General features: G+C 63.6%; 18 protein-coding genes. 7 read left to right on the forward strand and 11 right to left on the reverse strand.

Going from position 1 to position 16,446, the window contains the following annotated elements; translation table 11 throughout:
* Positions 1-167: 167 nt before the first annotated feature.
* The 5 genes from R9B85_RS21800 to R9B85_RS21820 all read left to right on the forward strand — a co-directional run bounded on the left by R9B85_RS21800 (position 168) and on the right by R9B85_RS21820 (position 5,853).
* Positions 168-2,468, forward strand: a complete 2,301-nt coding sequence (locus R9B85_RS21800; RefSeq protein ID WP_112252367.1) for a fatty acid cis/trans isomerase — start codon at positions 168-170, stop codon at positions 2,466-2,468.
* A gap of 275 nt (positions 2,469-2,743) precedes the next feature.
* Entirely contained in the window at positions 2,744-3,778 is a 1,035-nt protein-coding gene (locus tag R9B85_RS21805; RefSeq protein ID WP_112252368.1) for an acyltransferase family protein, read from the forward strand.
* A 58-nt stretch (positions 3,779-3,836) separates the two neighbouring features.
* Positions 3,837-4,421 (forward strand): Fe-S biogenesis protein NfuA, encoded by a 585-nt coding sequence (gene nfuA, locus R9B85_RS21810; protein ID WP_003250416.1) that lies wholly within the window; start codon positions 3,837-3,839, stop codon positions 4,419-4,421.
* A 340-nt stretch (positions 4,422-4,761) separates the two neighbouring features.
* A complete protein-coding gene (locus R9B85_RS21815; RefSeq protein ID WP_024086651.1) occupies positions 4,762-5,370 on the forward strand; it encodes an SCO family protein in 609 nt (202 codons plus the stop codon).
* Entirely contained in the window at positions 5,371-5,853 is a 483-nt protein-coding gene (locus tag R9B85_RS21820) for a copper chaperone PCu(A)C (RefSeq protein WP_313853863.1), read from the forward strand.
* 127 nt (positions 5,854-5,980) lie between these two features.
* Here R9B85_RS21820 and R9B85_RS21825 read toward each other — a convergent pair whose 3' ends face one another.
* The 8 genes from R9B85_RS21825 to R9B85_RS21860 form a co-directional block, all read right to left on the reverse strand.
* Positions 5,981-6,208: a hypothetical protein gene (locus tag R9B85_RS21825; RefSeq protein WP_003260451.1), complete on the reverse strand. Its 228-nt coding sequence runs from the start codon at positions 6,206-6,208 to the stop codon at positions 5,981-5,983.
* A 72-nt stretch (positions 6,209-6,280) separates the two neighbouring features.
* Positions 6,281-7,114, reverse strand: a complete 834-nt coding sequence (locus R9B85_RS21830; protein WP_112252370.1) for an AraC family transcriptional regulator — start codon at positions 7,112-7,114, stop codon at positions 6,281-6,283.
* Positions 7,111-7,425 (reverse strand): AzlD domain-containing protein, encoded by a 315-nt coding sequence (locus tag R9B85_RS21835; protein WP_112252371.1) that lies wholly within the window; start codon positions 7,423-7,425, stop codon positions 7,111-7,113. The genes R9B85_RS21830 and R9B85_RS21835 overlap by 4 nt, the downstream gene beginning before the upstream one ends.
* Positions 7,422-8,114, reverse strand: coding sequence for an AzlC family ABC transporter permease (locus R9B85_RS21840; protein WP_112252372.1), 693 nt, complete (start codon positions 8,112-8,114; stop codon positions 7,422-7,424). Before R9B85_RS21840 ends, R9B85_RS21835 begins: the two co-directional genes overlap by 4 nt.
* Before the next feature lie 222 nt (positions 8,115-8,336).
* Entirely contained in the window at positions 8,337-9,032 is a 696-nt protein-coding gene (locus R9B85_RS21845) for a sel1 repeat family protein (protein WP_423770550.1), read from the reverse strand.
* Positions 9,033-9,170: 138 nt separating this feature from the next.
* Positions 9,171-10,253: a hypothetical protein gene (locus R9B85_RS21850; protein WP_112252374.1), complete on the reverse strand. Its 1,083-nt coding sequence runs from the start codon at positions 10,251-10,253 to the stop codon at positions 9,171-9,173.
* 39 nt (positions 10,254-10,292) lie between these two features.
* Positions 10,293-10,919: a LysE family translocator gene (locus tag R9B85_RS21855; RefSeq protein ID WP_025338491.1), complete on the reverse strand. Its 627-nt coding sequence runs from the start codon at positions 10,917-10,919 to the stop codon at positions 10,293-10,295.
* A gap of 2 nt (positions 10,920-10,921) precedes the next feature.
* Complete coding sequence (locus R9B85_RS21860; RefSeq protein ID WP_112252375.1) at positions 10,922-11,710, reverse strand: YqcI/YcgG family protein; 789 nt, start codon at positions 11,708-11,710, stop codon at positions 10,922-10,924.
* 159 nt (positions 11,711-11,869) lie between these two features.
* On the opposite strand from R9B85_RS21860, the gene R9B85_RS21865 reads away from it, so the two are divergent.
* Positions 11,870-12,790, forward strand: a complete 921-nt coding sequence (locus R9B85_RS21865; RefSeq protein WP_085592215.1) for a LysR substrate-binding domain-containing protein — start codon at positions 11,870-11,872, stop codon at positions 12,788-12,790.
* On the opposite strand, the gene R9B85_RS21870 is transcribed toward R9B85_RS21865, so the two are convergent.
* Positions 12,771-13,667, reverse strand: coding sequence for a LysR family transcriptional regulator (locus tag R9B85_RS21870; protein ID WP_112252440.1), 897 nt, complete (start codon positions 13,665-13,667; stop codon positions 12,771-12,773). The two genes, R9B85_RS21865 and R9B85_RS21870, sit on opposite strands and share 20 nt — an antisense overlap.
* A gap of 117 nt (positions 13,668-13,784) precedes the next feature.
* Here R9B85_RS21870 and R9B85_RS21875 point away from each other — a divergent pair, with 117 nt between their 5' ends.
* On the forward strand, positions 13,785-14,975 hold the full coding sequence (locus R9B85_RS21875) for an MFS transporter (RefSeq protein ID WP_112252376.1): 1,191 nt from the start codon (positions 13,785-13,787) through the stop codon (positions 14,973-14,975).
* Between the two features lie 235 nt (positions 14,976-15,210).
* On the opposite strand, the gene R9B85_RS21880 is transcribed toward R9B85_RS21875, so the two are convergent.
* Complete coding sequence (locus R9B85_RS21880) at positions 15,211-15,483, reverse strand: DUF3077 domain-containing protein (RefSeq protein WP_112252377.1); 273 nt, start codon at positions 15,481-15,483, stop codon at positions 15,211-15,213.
* A 4-nt stretch (positions 15,484-15,487) separates the two neighbouring features.
* Entirely contained in the window at positions 15,488-15,751 is a 264-nt protein-coding gene (locus tag R9B85_RS21885; protein ID WP_112252378.1) for a hypothetical protein, read from the reverse strand.
* Between the last annotated feature and the right edge of the window lie 695 nt (positions 15,752-16,446).

Consider the following 16,446-nt stretch of genomic DNA (forward strand, 5'->3'; position numbering starts at 1 on the left):
GGGCGAATTTCAGAAGGTGCAGAATCATAACAAAGCTGCGCGGTTTTTAGGTGCATCGCCCATTTGCATGAAAATGCCTCATGTTGGGCGGGCGTCGGCAAAGCAGGGCACCCAAGGACGACCAGGCAACAAATCGTGATGGCTTTCATACCCAGGACTTTCCGCACATGGTGCATCGTATTCTTGCCGGCGTTTTCGCCCTGCTCATCAGCAGTGTGGCGTTCGGGCAAGCCCCCCAGTCGAGCCCGGCTATTTCCTACACCCGGGACATTCAACCGATCTTCACCGAGAAATGCGTGGCCTGCCACGCCTGCAACGACGCGGCCTGCCAGCTGAAGCTGGAAAGCCCCGAAGGCGCGGTGCGCGGCGCTACCAAGGTTCCGGTGTACCAGGGTGAGCGCAGCAAGGCAGTGCCCACCACGCGGCTGTTCTACGACGCCCACAGCGAGGGCGAATGGCGCAAGAAGGGCTTCTACTCGGTGCTCGATAACCAGGGTAGCCAGGCTGCGCTGATGGCGCGCATGCTCGAGCTGGGGCACAAGACCCCGCTCACCCCCAACGCCAAGCTGCCCGAGGAAATCGTCCTGGGCCTGAACCGCAACAACATGTGCCCGTTGCCGCATGAGTTCGATGCCTATGCCGGCGCCCACCCCAAGGAAGGCATGCCACTGGCGGTGACCGGCCTGACCGACAAGGAATACGACACCATGCGCCGCTGGCTGGCCGCAGGTGCACCGGTCGAGCACCAGCCGATCAAGCCAAGCGCGGCCGAAGCCACTCAGATTGCCGATTGGGAAGAGCTGCTCAACCGCCCGGGTTCCACCGAGGCGCTGGTCGGCCGCTGGTTGTACGAGCACCTGTTCCTGGCGCACATCTACTTCGTGGGTGGCGAGCAGGGCCACTTCTTCCAGTGGGTACGTTCGCGTACACCGAGCGGCCAGCCAGTCGACCTGATCGCCACGCGCCGCCCCAATGACCCACCGGGCACCGACTTCTACTACCGGTTGATTCCGGTGCAGGGCGTGATCGTGCACAAGACGCACATCACCTACCCGATGGGGCCGCAGAAGCTCAAGCGGGTCAAGCAACTGTTCTACGCCGGCGACTGGCATGCCACTGCACTGCCAGGCTACGGCCCGCGCCACCGGGCCAACCCGTTCGAAACCTTCGAAGCGATCCCGGCCGTGGCGCGCTACCAGTTCATGCTGGATAACGCCGAGTACTTCGTGCGCACCTTCATCCGTGGCCCGGTATGCCGTGGGCAGATCGCCACCGACGTGATCCGCGACAACTTCTGGGCGTTGTTCCAGGAACCGGCCCACGACCGCTACATCACCGATGCCAAGTACCGTGGCGAGGCCACGCCGTTGCTGGCCATGCCTGGGCAGATCGATGACGTGGGCAGCGTGCTGAGCCTGTGGCACGCCTACCGTGACAAGCGCAACGAGTACGAAAAACTGCGCCGCGAAGCCTATGCCGACATGCCGGCACCGGGCTGGGCGACGCTGTGGGCCGGTAACGACAACGCGCTGCTGAGCATTTTCCGCCACTTCGACAGCGCTGCGGTGACCAAGGGCCTGGTCGGTGACGTGCCGCTGACCGTGTGGCTTTTCGACTACCCGTTGTTCGAGCGCACCTATTACCAGCTGGCGGTCAACTTCGATGTATTCGGCAACGTCTCGCACCAGTTGCAGACGCGCCTGTACTTCGACCTGATCCGCAACGGAGCCGAGGTCAACTTCCTGCGCCTGATGCCGGCCGACCAGCGCAAGGCGATCCTCGGCGACTGGTACCAGACCAGCGGCAAGGTGAAGATGTGGATGGATTATGAAGACATCGACACCGACACCCCGAGCGGTATCCAGCTCGACCCGCGCAACCCCAAGCGCGACTTCGGCCTGAAGCTGTTGCAGCGTACCGGTAGCCTGAATGCCGCGCCTGACCCGATCAACCGCTGCCAGGGCGCGTTCTGCTCACGGCCGCAGGTGAGCGAAGAGTTCCGCAATGCCGAGCAGTCGCTCAGCCGCCTGGTGTCGCGCCCGGCTGCCGGGCTGAAGGTGATCAACCAGCTGCCCGAGGCGACCATGCTGCGCATCGAAGGGCAGGGTGGCCAGCGCCAGGTGTACAGCCTGTTGCGCAACCGCGCGCACAGCAACGTGGCGTTCCTGTTGGGCGAGGCATACCGCTACCAGCCGGGGCTGGACACCCTGACCCTGTACCCGGGCGTGCTCAGCAGCTACCCCAACTTCATCTTCAACATCCCGACCAAGGATGTGCCGGAGTTCGTCGAGGACATGGAATATGCGAAAGATGACCCGGCCAGGTTCGAGCGCATTGTCATGCGCTGGGGTGTGCGCCGCAGTCACCCAGAGTTCTGGCGCTACTTCCATGACCTGACCAGCTTCATCAAGGAGACCGAGCCGGTCGAGGCGGGCGTGCTGGACATGAACCGCTACGAGAACCTCTGATCGGTTGGGCTGACCTTTCCGATTACCCTGCGGTCGGACTTGCCGGGTGGTCCTGATCGATTGCAAGGGGCTGCTGTGCAGCCCTTCGCGGGTAAACCCGCTCCCACAGGCATGGCACCACTCTCGAGGTCAGCGCTAACCCTCCCACAGGAATGGCACGACTCTCGAGGACAGCACTAATCCTGTGGGAGCGGGTTTACCCGCGAACGGGCGCGTAGCGCTCGCCCTTGCATTCGAGCCTGGGCCTCAATGCACCGGCAATCGCAGGGTACTCCATGCTGTATTCGCTTCAAGCACTGCGGGCGTTCGCCGCCTGGGTGGTGGTCTGCCACCATTTCATGCAAATCTTCTTCGACTTCCAAGCCTCCGGCCCCATCGGCCAACTGCTCACCGACCGTGGCGCCGCAGGCGTCGACATCTTCTTCGTCATCAGCGGGCTGGTCATCTACCTGTCGACCTGCGACAAGGCCATCGAGCCCCGCCAGTTTCTGCTCAACCGGGTGCTGCGTATCGTCCCGGCCTACTGGTTCTATACGGCATTGATGGCAGCCCTGCTGCTGGCCTTCAGCCAATGGATGCCGCACCAGGCATTCACCTGGCACCACCTGCTGCTGTCGCTGCTGTTCATCCCGGCAGAAAACCCCGGTGGCTACGGCTTGTACCCGACCCTGAACGTGGGCTGGACACTGAATTTCGAGATGTTCTTCTACCTGCTGTTCGGCCTTGCTTTCCTGGTGCGCCAGCGTCATCACCAGCTGCTGGTCACCGCCGTGCTGCTGCTGGCCAGCGAGATACTGGGCCGGCTGGGCGTGCTCAGCCGCTTCTACAGCAACGACATCATCTACGAATTCCTGCTCGGCATCGGCCTGGGCGTGTTGCACCGGCGCGGGCTGATCCAGCAGGGCCGCTGGCTGCCGTTGGTGCTGCTGGCGGCGGCGGGCCTTGCCATCTACCACCTGGACGCTTCCCGGCGCTTGCTGCACTGGGGCGTGCCGAGCGCAATGATCGTGCTGGCCTTCGTTGCCCTGGAGCCGGTGTTCCGTGGCAACCGGCTGCTCAAGGCGCTGGGCGACTGTTCGTATTCGGTGTACCTGGTTCATGTGCTGGTGCTGTATGCCGGTTGGTTCGCCAGCCAGCGCCTGCAGTTGAACCCGTACCTGGTGTTTGCCCTGTGCGTGCCGTCCATTGGACTAATGTCGTGGTTCAGCTACCAGTGGCTCGAGCGCGGCCTTTACCGGCGCATGCAGGCCTGGCTGGCGGCGCCACGGGGGCGAGCCCCTGAATATGCGCTTTCCCGAGTCAAATACTAGGACTTTGTTCGAAGGCCGGGTTGGCGTACACTTGGCCGCAAGTCTGTGAGGAACCTACATGAGCGCTATAACCATTACCGACGCCGCCCATGACTACCTGGCCGATCTGCTTTCCAAGCAGAACACGCCTGGCATCGGCATTCGCATTTTCATCACCCAGCCGGGCACCCAGTACGCCGAAACCTGCATCGCCTACTGCAAGCCGGGCGAAGAGAAGCCTGACGACACCGCCGTGGGTCTGAAGAGCTTCACCGCTTACCTGGACGCGGTCAGCGTGCCGTTCCTGGAAGACGCGCTGGTCGACTATGCCACCGACCGCATGGGTGGCCAGCTGACCATCAAGGCGCCGAACGCCAAGGTACCGATGGTCAACGAAGACAGCCCGATCAACGAGCGCATCAACTACTACCTGCAGACCGAGATCAACCCCGGCCTGGCCAGCCACGGCGGCCAGGTGAGCCTGGTGGATGTGGTCGACGACGGCATTGCCGTGCTGCAGTTCGGTGGTGGTTGCCAGGGTTGCGGCCAGGCCGATGTGACCCTGAAGGAAGGCATCGAGCGCACCCTGCTCGAGCGTATTCCCGAGCTGAAGGGCGTGCGTGACGTGACTGACCACAGCCAGAAAGAGAACGCCTACTACTGAGGCTGACGCGCTCTGTCATGTGTAGGAGCGGCCTTGCGTCGCGAAAGGGCTGCGGAGCAGCCCCGGGATATTGGCGGCGAAGCTGGTATTGCCGGGGCCGCCTCGCGGCCCTTTCGCGACACAAGGCCGCTCCTGCAGGGATCGCATTGAACCCACTTCCTTAGCAACAAAGTGTTACTGTTTCAACCCCTGCGACAACAGGCCGCAGCCCGTATTCAAAGGGCTGCAGCCGATCCTCGCCTTCGTCGGGTAGAACCCCTCAGGGTGCCGTGCCAGAATGCCCCCGTTTTTCGACCGGCCCGTCCCGAGGGCCGGCACCTTCCCTGTAAAGGATGGTTTCATGAATGATCTATATACCCGGCGCGCAGTTGTCGCCGGGATGGGCGTTCTCGGGCTTGGCCTGCTGGCAGGCTGCAGCCCGGCCCGGGGGCTCGAGTTCAAGTACGGCAAGAACATGAGCAATGAAATCCTTGGGCGCAAGTTCAGCCTCAAGGACACCCAGGGTAACGTGCGCACCCTGTCGAGCTTCTACGGCAGCATGCCGATGATCTTCTTCGGCTTCACCCAGTGCCCGGCGGTTTGCCCGACCACCCTGGCGCGCGCTGCGCAAATCCGCAAGCTGCTGCGCGGCCGCGATCGCGACCTGTTCCAGGTGGTGTTGATTACCCTGGACCCGGAGCGCGACACCCCCGAAGTGCTCGATGCCTACGTCAAGGCGTTCGACCCATCGTTCACCGCGCTGACCGGCACCCCCGAGGAAATCGCCGCGGTGGCCAAGGAATTCAAGGTGTTCTACGAGAAAGTCCCGGCCGGTGACACTTATACCGTCTCTCACTCGTCCACCAGCTACGTCTACGATACGCGTGGCACCCTGCGCCTGAGCCTGGGCCATTCCCTGACCGCCCAGGAATGCGCCGAAGACTTGGTCACCCTGATGGAGATCTGCTGAATGTCGATGCAACCGATCAAGCAAGGCCTGGCTGCCCTGGCCCTGTTGGGCCTGGCGCTGCCGGCCCTGGCCCAGACCACCGTGAGCGACGCCTGGGTCCGTGCGACTGTGCCGCACCAGCAGTCCACCGGCGCCTTCATGACCCTGACCGCCAGCAGCGACAGCAAGCTGGTGGGCGTGGCTTCGCCTGTGGCCAAGACCGTGCAGGTGCACGAGATGACCATGAACGGCGACGTGATGGGCATGCGTGAGGTCAAGGCGGTCGAGCTGCCGGCCGGCAAGGCGGTGACCCTCGATCCTAATAGCCTGCATGTGATGCTGATGGGCCTGAACAACCAGGTGAAAGAAGGCGAGAAAGTGCCACTGACCCTGACCATCGAAGATGCCAAGGGGGACAAGGAAACTCTGGATGTGCAGGCCGAAGTGCGTGCGCTCAACGCCGAGGCGGGCGCTGGGCATGATCACATGCACATGAAGCACTGATCAGGCTGAACCCTTTGGGGGCGCTTTGCGCCCCATCGCGACACAAGGCCGCTCCCACAGGAGAACGCTTATCCCCTGTGGGAGCGGCCTTGTGTCGCGATGGGCTGCCAGGCAGCCCCCGGTTCAATCAGCTGCGAAACTTGGGCAGCGGCCTGTCGAGGGTCAGCGAGGTCAAGGTCTTGCGGACCTGGGCCTCATCGGCCTCCAGGGCCTTGAGACTTGCGCGGATCTTGCCGGCGGCGGGCACGTCGCCCTGCCGGTCGATCCAGTCGGCTATCTCCTTGCAGGCACTGCTCAGGCAGGCCTGGCGCTGGTTCATCAGCGACAGGAGGGTGGTGAGCTCTCTTTCGGACATGGCAGGATCCTCCATTCAGCCTTGTCAGTGTAGCAGTGGCTGGCCGGCCTGCCTGAGGCCGGCTGTCGCAGCTCAGCCCTGCAGGCAGGCGCTGCGATAAGCCCCTGGCGTTACCCCATAGGCCTGCTTGAACTGCCGGCTCAAATGGCTCTGGTCGGCAAAGCCCAGGTCGAACGCCACCTCCGAGGCAGCCCACCCACGCTTGAGCATTTCCCGCGCACGGGCCAGGCGCCGCTGCTTCAGCCAGGCATGTGGCGGCAGGCCGGTGGCCTGGCGGAACACCCGGGCGAAGTGGAACGGCGACAGGTTGACCGCCGCCGCCAGAGCTTCGAGCGAGGGCGGGTCGGCCAGCTGGCTTTCCAGCAGCTCACGGGCGCGGGCCACTGCCAGCGGCTCGTGCCCGGGGGCGGCGGGTTCGGCGCATTGCCCGTGCCGTTGCACCAGGGCCAGCACCGCCTGGCGCCAGGCGGTCTGCTGCTGCAGGGCACTGGCGCCGGCTTCGGACAGTTGGTGCAACTGGCTGAAGGCAATCGCCAAGGCCGGGTCGTGGATCACGCTGTCCTTGAAGCTGGGCATGCCGTGGCGGCCCAGTTCCAGTTCGTCGAGCACCCCGGTTACCCGTTCATGTTCCGGGTAGAACCCACGGTAGCGCCAGCCCGCTTCGTGGGCGGTGGCACCGGTATGCAGCTCGTCGGGGTTGATCAGCACCATGCTGCCGACCGGCGCCAGGTGCTCGCTGCCGCGATGCCAGAAGCGCTGTGCGCCCGACTCGATCACGGTGAAGACATAGCCTTCATGCACATGCGGGGCGAAACGCTGCTGGAAATAGCGCGCGTGCAGCATCTCGACGTCGCCCAGTGCCGGCGCCTGCCAGAGGTGTGTCTGCTCGCGCAGGGGCGTGCTCATGCCAGCCAGCTGCGCAGGAGGAAGAAGATCAACATGCTCACCAGCATGCTCAGCAGCACGCTGCGGGTCAACAGCACCAGGGCAATGGCCACCAGCGAGCCCAGCAGGTAGGGGTTGAGCAGGCTCAGGTTCAGCTGGTGCTCGGGCATGAAGATGATCGGGCCGCAGATAGCGGTGAGCATGCCCGGCACGGCAAAACCGAGGAATTGCCGTGCGTTGGAGCTCAGGCGCAAGGGCAGGCGCGGCTCCAGGAACGCATAGCGGTTGAGGAACACGATGGCGCCCATGGCGAAAATAAGGATCCAGGTCATGCGCGGGCTCCGGCGAATTTCTGGCAGATGAAACCGGCGCTCATGCCCAGCAGGCCTGCGGCCACCAGGGCGGTTTCCCAGTGCCAGTAGCTGAACAGCACCGAACAGAACAGCGACACCGCCACGCACACCAGCGTGGCCAGGTTGCGCACCAGTGGCGCGATCAGGGCGACGAAGGTGGCGACGATGGAGAAGTCCAGGCCGAGCTGGTCCAGGTGCGGAATGTTCTGCCCCAGCAGGATACCGGCCAGGGTGAACAGGTTCCAGGCGACGTAGAAGGTCAGGCCCACGCCCAAGGCGTACCAGCGGTTGAACTGCTGCTGGTCGTACTGACTGGTCAGGGCGAAGAACTCGTCGGTCAGCAGGAAGCCCAGGCCCAGTCGCCAGCGCAGCGGCTGGCTGGACAGCACCGGGCGCATTGTCAGGCCATACAGCAGGTGCTGCGAGGTCAACAGCAGGGTGGTCAGCAGGATCGACGCCAGGTTGGCGCCGCCCTTGAGCATGCCGATGGCCACCAGTTGCGCGGCACCGGCGAAGACGATGGCCGACAGCCCTTGCCCCTGCCAGGCGCTGAGGTTGGCTTCGATGGCCATGGAGCCGGCCAGCAGGCCCCAGGGGGCAACGGCCAGGGACAACGGGAGAATGGCGATGGCGCCGTGGAGAAAGGCTTGGCGGGCGATGTGGGGCATGGTGGCTGCAGTGCGTGTAGGTGGTAGGCCAGCATGCCAGACGGGGCGGGGGATGGCTTGAACGATCTTGCTATGCCTGGCACGGTCCCTTGTAGGAGCGGCCTTGTGTCGCGATGGGGCGCGCAGCGGCCCCGGCAATATCTGCAGCGAAGCTGAAATCCTGGGGCCGCTGCGCGCCCCATCGCGACACAAGGCCGCTCCTACACGGGAGCCGTGTCCGTGTTAAGGACGGCTGGTCAGGTGCTGCTGCGCTGTCACGCAGCCGTTGGTGTCCACGGCCTTCTGCAGCAGGCTCTGGCGGTGCTGCGGGTCGAGGTCGCCGAGCAGGCGGTATACCTCGGCCTGGTAGTCACGCTGGCGCCCCCACTGCATTTCCAGGCCTTGTGGCCGGTTGCGGTTGCAGGCTAGGCGCGTGGCCGGTTGCGGGTAATAGGGCGCATACACGGTAGCCATGTTGGGGATGGCCTCCAGCGCAGTCCGGTACTCGCTGCTGACGTTATAAGGCGGGCACCAGGTGGCGATGGCCGGCGCCGGTGCTGCAAAGCCCTGTCTGAGGCTGGCTTCGAGCAGCGGGCAGGCGGCATCCGGGATTTGCGCGGCGGGCAGGTAGGTCATGTAGTACAGCGCCAGGCGGTACTGTGCGACCGGGTGGCCCAACTCCACGGACTTTTTCAGCAAGGCGACTGCTGTCGGCAGGGTGTGGGCCATGGCCTGGCCCTGGCGGCTGAGCTCCGGGTCGCCGCCGATGGCCGTGCGCAGCGTGCTGGCGCCGTCGTCCTGGCTGTCTGCCTGCTCCAGCAAGGGCAAGGCCTGGCGGTAGAGCAGGTCGGCATGAGGGTCGATGCGCACTTCCAGCGCATGCGTGGCCAGTGGCATCAGGGCGATCAACAGTGGGGGCAAGCGCAGCATGCGGCTCACAGGCAAGCTCCATGGGGTGCCAGGTACTGATGGATGGCTTCGATGTTCATGGCGGTCAAGCGTGCGCCTCGGGCAGATCGGAACGACGGCCTATTCTAGCCACCCAAAGGGTCTGGCCGAAAGTCCACCCGGCAACTGTCAGACGAGCTTGATCGGCGTGACCTTGCGCTGGGCATGTTTTTCCTGGGCCAGGCCAAGCTTGGCGGTAATGACCTTGGCCAGGGCATTGTTGCCCAGGTCGTTCAGGTGCAGGCGGTCGATGAACAGGTCGGCGCCGAACACCGGTGAGCTGCTGAGCATGCAGTTCATGTCGTAGCAGGGGACCGGTTCGGCCTGGCTCTTGATACGGCGGAAGAAGGCCGAGTGCAACTGGCTGTCGAACGCGCCGTCCAGCAGCCGGTCGAAATTCGCCGGTCGCCGCTGTAGCGCGTCCAGCATGGCCTGCTCGCCAGCGGGCAGGCTATCCCGGCACCAGGGCAGCAACGGCTGCAGGATGAAGGTGAGGGTGGAATGGCTGTCTGCCAGCAGCCGGTCCCATTGGCGCAAGGTCCGGCCAATGCTGTCGGCGGCACGGGCCAGGCGCTTTTCCGGGGGCGACAGCGGCCAGGTCGCAGGTGTTGCGACCGAGGGCGTGGCCAACGCCTGGCCGATACGCTGCCATAGCGATTGCCGGCGGGGCGACGTCGAGGGCTGCATGCCTTCGCTGAAACTGTTGAGAAAATCCTGGTAGGCCTTGGCGTGCTGAGGGTCATTCAGGTTGGCGAGGACCTCGCAGAGGGCTTCGTGGGCCAGGGTGTTGAGGCCGCTGAGCACCACCACATGGCCGAGCTGGCCAAGGCGATGTTGGTGGGTCAGGAACATCAGCAGTTCCTGGCTGGCATTCAGCCCGCAGCCGGCCAGGCTCAGCCAGACTTCGCCGGTAAGCATCGACAGGTGCGAGGCCACTGTGTGTCCGTCGGAGCTGGCGCCGATGCCCAGGGCAGCGGAGCCGCCGACCAGCAGGTTGATGCGTGACGCCCCACCGCGTTCGGCCACCGAAAAGCGCTTGCCGGCGCAGTGGCTGTAACGCAGGCCCAGGGCATCGGTGTTGATGGTGCCGGAGCGGTAGCCGGTTTCGTGCACATGCACGGTGTGCGGGGCACGTCGGCTGCCCAGCAGCAGAAAGCGCTGGTAGTCCTGTTGCAACGGCGAAGGCGAAGGGCTCGTGTCAGTCGCGGTCATGGGTTCTCCTTCTGTTGCAGCGGGCGCTTTGCATCACATTCAGGCCGCCAGCTCCTTGACGTTGTACAGCAGGCCGCCAGCGGCGATCAGCAGCAGGGCGACCCCCGAGGCCAGGCTGATCATGCGGTTGCTGCGTTGCGAGGCGATCTTGCCGATGGCGAAGATGTACAGGCTCAGCACGGCAAAATCGATGGCCACCCACAGCATCGACAGCACCACCATGCTCTTGCCGAACGACTCGGTGATCTGGATGAACTGCGGGAAGAAGGCGATGAAGAAGATGATGTCCTTCGGGTTGGAAATGCCCACCATGAAACCTTGCAGCAGCCCGCCGCGGCCAGGCTTGGCGAGCTCGCCCGGTGCCTCGGCTGCTGGCGCCTGCAGGGCGTCCCGCAGCGTGCCGACGGCAATGTAGCCGATGAACAGGCAACCCAGCAGGCTCATGGCGCTGAGCCAGGCCTTGTCGATGGCGGCGCTGGTGAGGATGATCCAGGCCGCCGCGCCGATCAGCACCAGTGATGCCCAGTTGGTGCCGACAGCCGTGAACATGGCCTTGCGTGAACCGGAGGCGGCCGCGGTGTTGACGATCAGTGCCACCACCGGGCCGGGGGTGGCGATCAGTAGCAGGACAGTAAGGGCGTAGGTAGCGGTGAGTGCGGTATTCACGGTCAGGTCTCGATCAGTATGTCGGGTGTTGCCGGCTGTACGGCATGGGCGTGGAACGGGCAGCGGGACGGGTTGAGCGACCCTGCCTCCTGCAGTTGGTACTGCTTCCACTCGTAGTTGTCGGCATCGCCGAAGAAACCAAGGGTGTCGGGCATGACGCCGTCGTTGTAGTGGTGCACGCGCTCGCGGATGCGTTCGCGGATACGATGGCCGCTTTCGGTGTTGACGTTGGCCACTTCGTCGAAGTTCGCCCGCGGGTTGATGACGAAGGTGATGTGTGGCCCCAGGTTGCGGCTTTTCATCTGCTGGTGGCCGGGGAAGTTCATGTTGATGAACAGCGGCATGCCGGCAAAGCAGAACGACCAGGCGTTGTCGTCGGGGTCGGTCGGGATGCCCTGCGGCCAGGGATGCGGGTCGCGCGCGTGCACGCCACGCAACACCTTCCAGGCCAGCGCCTGTTGCTCGGCCAGTGTGTAGTCGGCGGCGGTTTCGAGAAACACCACCAGTGGGCTGCCGATACGCTGCTTGGGTGGGATAGGTGCGACTGTGCGCACGTAGTCGGCCAGGCCCATGGCGATGTCATCGGCCAGTTGCCCGGCGCGGGCGAAGAGGATGTGGCAGGTTGCGCCGTTTACCGCCTTGCGGCCGAACAGGCAGGGAAACTCGGGGTTGGCGAGGACACTGCGAAAATGTTCTACGGCTTTGTAGGTCCAATGTTGCGTGTTGCGCACATGGTCAGCGGCCAGCTCTAGCGCATCCAGGCGATAGCAAGTTCCATAACCCGTCGACATGATTTCCCCAGGCGTAAATTTTATGAACGTTCAAGTCACATGCAGGCAGGATCTTGGTTATGTTTGTTATTTACCTGCATTTTCCGAGACGTCCTTGGCGTTGTAAAACGCGTGGAACTATGACCTACTATTAGTCTTACTCATGCTCAGGGCGTCGCCATGTCGGAACGGATTCAGGCTTTGCACGCGCTGCGTGCCTTCGAGGTGGCCTCTCGCTATGGCTCATTTACCCGTGCCGCGGAAGAGCTGGCCCTGACCCAGGGCGCCGTCAGCCACCACATCAAGACCCTCGAAGCCATGTTCGGCTGCGACCTGTTCGAACGCCGCGGGCCGAAGCTGGCCCTGACCGAGCACGGCCGCCTGCTGGCGCAGGAACTCAAGGTTGGCTTCAAGATCATCGAAAATGCCTGCGCCCTGCTGCGTCAGGACCGCTACGGCCTGCGTCTGAAGGCGCCGTCCACGCTGACCGTGCGCTGGCTGCTGCGGGCGCTGGATGCGTTCAAGAAGGTCGAGGACAACTGCAGCGTGCAGCTGTCCAGCGTGTGGATGGACATCGACAGCGTGGACTTCTACTCCGAGCCCTACGACTGTGCGATCCTCCTGGCCAACGGGCGTTTTCCCGCCGATATCGAGAGTTTCAAGCTGTTCGATGAATGGCTGATCCCGGTGTGCCACCCGGATTACATGGCCCAGGCTCAACCGGTCCTTGCCGACCTGGCCCAGTGCGAATTCCTGCACCCGTCCCCTGACCGACGAGACTGGCGGCGCTGGCTGGCTCGCATGGATGCGCTGGACATCAGCATCGACCACGGGCAAGTGTTCGATACCCTCGACCAGGGCATCTCGGCCGCACAGCAAGGCCTGGGTATTTCGGTGGTCGACCTGGTGCTGGCCAGCGCCGACCTGTTGGCCGGGCGCCTGGTAACGCCGTTCAAGCACGCGGTGGCCACCGGCGACGGCTATTACATGACCTGGCTCAAGGCCAGCCCCAAGGCGCGGCAGATGCACAAGCTGCGCGAGTTCCTGCTGGGCCAGGTGCCGCCGCTGGCCTGCAAGGACATCAATTACCTGTACGGTTGAATACGCGTTCGAGCATGAAGTCGATGAAAACCCGCAATTTCGGCGGCATCTGCCGCCCGGACGGCCATAGCAGGTAGAAGCTGCCACGCCGCTCCATGAAGTCGTCGAGCACGCTGACCAGCGCACCGCTGGCCAGTTCGCGGCGTACGGTGAAGTCCGGCAGGCAGGTGATGCCGCGGTGGTTGACGGCAAAGCAGACGCGCGTCTCGACGTGGTTGCAGACCATCGAGATAGGAATGTCGTAACCCTGCTCGGGGTGTTCCTGGCGCAGCGGCCAGGTTTCCAGCTTGCCGTTGCTGGGAAAGCGGTAATGCAGGCAGGTATGCGCCGCCAGATCGCGCGGGTGCAGCGGCGTGCCGCGTTCGCGCAGGTACTCGGGCGAAGCCACCAGGCAGTGCTGGAAGTACCCCAGAAACTTGGCGTTGAGCCGCGAGTCCACCGGCTGCCCACCTCGCATCACCACGTCGAAGCCTTCGCCGACGATATCCACCATGCGGTCGGAAAAATCCAGGTCCAGCTCCACCTGTGGGTACCGCGCCATGAACTCGGCCAGTGCCGGCATCACCAGCCCGGTGACCTGCGGCATGCTCACCCGCAGGCGGCCAGTCGGGGTCGCGCTGGCCTGGGACAGCTCCTGCTCGGTGGCCTCGATTTCAGCGAGGATGCGCCGGCTGCGCTCAAGGAACAGCGTGCCTTCGGCGGTGAGGGTAATGCTGCGCGTGCTGCGGTGGAACAGGCGTACCCCCAGGCGGCTTTCGAGCCGCGCCACGCGTTTGCCCACGGCCGAGGCACTGATGCCCAACGACTGGCCGGCGGCGACGAAACTGCGGGTTTCAGCCACCCGGTTGAAGACCACGAAGCCGCTGAGGCTGTCCATGCTGCATTCCTGATTGCGGACATTGACGTCCTGGGTAAGCGGCATTGTACCCATCTTTTTCCATAATGCTTTTGGCTTGCAGACTGTTCGCCTCGTTTTCCAATCAAGGCATCTGCAATGTCCCAGACATCTTCCGCACCGCTGCTGGCCAACGGCAGCGAACGCTTGCCCACCAGTGGGCTGCTGGCGCTGGCCATGACCGGCTTTATCGCCATCCTCAGCGAAACCCTGCCGGCCGGCCTGCTCGACCAGATCGCCGATGGCATGCACATCAGCCAAGCCATGGCCGGGCAATGGGTCACGGCGTATGCCCTCGGCTCGTTGCTGACCGCCATCCCCTTGGTGACCCTGACCCAGGGCTGGTACCGCCGCCGTGCGCTGTTGCTGGCGATCGTGGGTTTCGTGTTGTTCAACGGGTTGACCGCCGTGTCGACTTCCAACACTTTGACCTTGGTGCTGCGTTTTTTCACTGGCGCCGCGGCCGGGCTGGCCTGGGGGCTGATTGCCGGCCATGCCCGGCGCATTGTGCCGGTGGCGTTGCAGGGCCGGGCCATGGCCATGGCAATGCTCGGCCAGCCCATTGCCCTGTCGCTCGGGCTGCCGATAGCCACCTGGCTGGGGGCGGGGCTGGGGTGGCGGGCCACTTTCGTGGTGGTCACGGTGGTGGCGCTGCTGCTGGTAGCCTGGGTACTGCGGTCGGTGCCGGACTACCCGGGGCATGCCGCTGGTAAACGCCCTGCGGCCCTGCAGGTGTTGCGCACGCCGGGGGTGTTGATCGTGCTGTTGGTAATCCTCAGCTGGATCCTTGGCCACAACATTCTCTACACCTACATCGTGCCACTGCTGGCGTCGGCCGGCATGGCTGCCGACATCGGTCCGGTGCTGATGGTATTCGGCCTGGCGGCCATGGCCGGAATCGGCTTGGTGGGGCTGCTGGTCGACCGGCATCTGCGAACCCTGGTGCTGCTGAGCCTGGCCGGTTTTGCCTTGGCCACGCTGGTAATGGGGCAGGCGTCGCCGTGGGCGATGTACTTGAGCATTGCCTTGTGGGGCGTGACCTACGGCGGTGCGCCGACCCTCCTGCAGACTGCCTGCGCCGATGCTGCGGGCGAGGGTGGTGATGTGGCGCAATCGATACTGGTAACGGTATGGAACAGCGCCATCGCCCTGGGTGGGATCATTGGCGGGTTGTTGCTGAACGGGGCGGGGGTAGAGTGGTTTGCCGGGGTGGTGTTGGGGCTGATCGCGCTGGCCTGGCTGCTGGCTTGGGCTGGGCGTCGCAGTGGGTTTGTGTTGGGAGCCCGCTAGACGGGCAGTACCTGTCACAGCACTATCGCTGGCAAGCCAGCTCCTACAGAAGCTGCTCCGGTCTGTAGGAGTGGCCTGGTGTCTCGAAAGGGCTGCGAAGCAGCCCCAGGTTTCCAGCGCAAACGCACAAGTGCTGGGGCTGTTTTGCAGCCTTTCCGCGACACAAGGCTGCTCCAAAAGCCCGCGCAAGGCCAGGAAATTGATGTAAGGCAGTTGCCTTTAAAATCCCTGAGCTTCAGCGCAAGGTATTCTTGGTCAGCTCAACCTCGTTCATCAAGGCCTTGGCCAGTGTCGTGAGGTAATCGGCGGCGCCCAGGAACTTGTGGTCGTCCTCCATATCGCCTTCGCGCAGCAGGTGCTTGATATAGCTCAGCAGGATCGACACTTGCTCGTAGGCATCATCAATAGGAATGCCCGGCTGGACCCGCAGCAGATTGATCGGCGGGTTGCCGACCTCGAGGAAGGTCTCTGCGCCGATGGTGAGGATGACTTTGGGTTCGTCTGTCATGTCGTCACTCCTCTTCCTTTTCCTTTGCGCCGAACAGCCACGCATGTGAATGCGCTACCAGCGAGTGAGCGATTTCAGTTGCATGCAAGGCATTGCACAGGCCGGGCTCGCCAGCGTAAGTGCGGCAGTGTTCGTCGAGGGTATCGATAACGCCGCGTAGTAGTTCGATGACGTGGGCGAGGGCGTGGGGAGGGTAGATGTCGGATTTGACGGTGAAGAACGGGGTATTGACGGGACGGCGTGGTGAATTGGGGACGATCTTTTTCATTGTGTAATTCCAGCTTCTTAGCACAAAGGAACTACCACCCGAATCTTTCTCATGGATTTGAGGGTGGCAGCCGTACGCGGGTGTGAGAAAGCCGAGAAGAAGCTAGCAAAGACCCGGCCAGGCGAAAGCCCGCCCACGTACGGCCACCATAGAGGTGCTGCTAGCTTATCTGTCGGGTTCTCATGCCCGGTCACCGAAGCGACCCGGAAACGTTATCCGTGAGGTGTTTCCCCGACAACAGCGATAGTTCGGCAGCGCGCGTAGGATAATTCCTAAGCGGGTTCATTCTGAAGCATTTGGTTTCATGTTCAGAAATGTCTTACAGGATGGCTTTGTTGGCTGTGGGGTGTAGGGCGAGAGGTTGGAGTCAGGGCTACTATGTGTCCGGCACTACATTTTCAGCGCCTGTGAGATCGAGCGCCGCCCGCGCGGCGCTTCGCAGCACAAGGCTGCTCCTACATCTGTTTCTGGCCAGTAACGCCTGTGCCAACGCGCGCGATCGCCTTTTTTGTCCGGCACAATATCGAGGTCGAGGCGAAGGGGGCGCGCCTTTGCTTCAGAAGCGGCCTAGTGTCCCGATCGGGCCGCAAAGACCTCGCTGGCGGTGTTGATCAGTTTGGCCAGCTGACCCAAGGTATTTCCTCACCGCTGGCTTGAGTTGGGGGCGGCGGTACAGGATTTTTGGTGAAATGCCA

Origin of the sequence: Pseudomonas sp. NLJ1, from assembly GCF_049486705.1 — a bacterium.
In the GTDB taxonomy this organism is placed as follows: Bacteria; Pseudomonadota; Gammaproteobacteria; order Pseudomonadales; family Pseudomonadaceae; genus Aquipseudomonas; species Aquipseudomonas inefficax.

What these genes read in the sequence shown, in the direction of transcription:
- R9B85_RS21800 (WP_112252367.1), top strand. Translation starts at nt 168, where the DNA reads ATGGTGCATCGTATTCTTGCCGGCGTTTTCGCCCTGCTCATCAGCAGT.
- R9B85_RS21805 (WP_112252368.1), top strand. Translation starts at nt 2,744, where the DNA reads ATGCTGTATTCGCTTCAAGCACTGCGGGCGTTCGCCGCCTGGGTGGTG.
- nfuA (WP_003250416.1), top strand. Translation starts at nt 3,837, where the DNA reads ATGAGCGCTATAACCATTACCGACGCCGCCCATGACTACCTGGCCGAT.
- R9B85_RS21815 (WP_024086651.1), top strand. Translation starts at nt 4,762, where the DNA reads ATGAATGATCTATATACCCGGCGCGCAGTTGTCGCCGGGATGGGCGTT.
- R9B85_RS21820 (WP_313853863.1), top strand. Translation starts at nt 5,371, where the DNA reads ATGTCGATGCAACCGATCAAGCAAGGCCTGGCTGCCCTGGCCCTGTTG.
- R9B85_RS21825 (WP_003260451.1), bottom strand. Translation starts at nt 6,208, where the DNA reads ATGTCCGAAAGAGAGCTCACCACCCTCCTGTCGCTGATGAACCAGCGC.
- R9B85_RS21830 (WP_112252370.1), bottom strand. Translation starts at nt 7,114, where the DNA reads ATGAGCACGCCCCTGCGCGAGCAGACACACCTCTGGCAGGCGCCGGCA.
- R9B85_RS21835 (WP_112252371.1), bottom strand. Translation starts at nt 7,425, where the DNA reads ATGACCTGGATCCTTATTTTCGCCATGGGCGCCATCGTGTTCCTCAAC.
- R9B85_RS21840 (WP_112252372.1), bottom strand. Translation starts at nt 8,114, where the DNA reads ATGCCCCACATCGCCCGCCAAGCCTTTCTCCACGGCGCCATCGCCATT.
- R9B85_RS21850 (WP_112252374.1), bottom strand. Translation starts at nt 10,253, where the DNA reads ATGACCGCGACTGACACGAGCCCTTCGCCTTCGCCGTTGCAACAGGAC.
- R9B85_RS21860 (WP_112252375.1), bottom strand. Translation starts at nt 11,710, where the DNA reads ATGTCGACGGGTTATGGAACTTGCTATCGCCTGGATGCGCTAGAGCTG.
- R9B85_RS21865 (WP_085592215.1), top strand. Translation starts at nt 11,870, where the DNA reads ATGTCGGAACGGATTCAGGCTTTGCACGCGCTGCGTGCCTTCGAGGTG.
- R9B85_RS21870 (WP_112252440.1), bottom strand. Translation starts at nt 13,667, where the DNA reads ATGGACAGCCTCAGCGGCTTCGTGGTCTTCAACCGGGTGGCTGAAACC.
- R9B85_RS21875 (WP_112252376.1), top strand. Translation starts at nt 13,785, where the DNA reads ATGTCCCAGACATCTTCCGCACCGCTGCTGGCCAACGGCAGCGAACGC.
- R9B85_RS21880 (WP_112252377.1), bottom strand. Translation starts at nt 15,483, where the DNA reads ATGACAGACGAACCCAAAGTCATCCTCACCATCGGCGCAGAGACCTTC.
- R9B85_RS21885 (WP_112252378.1), bottom strand. Translation starts at nt 15,751, where the DNA reads ATGAAAAAGATCGTCCCCAATTCACCACGCCGTCCCGTCAATACCCCG.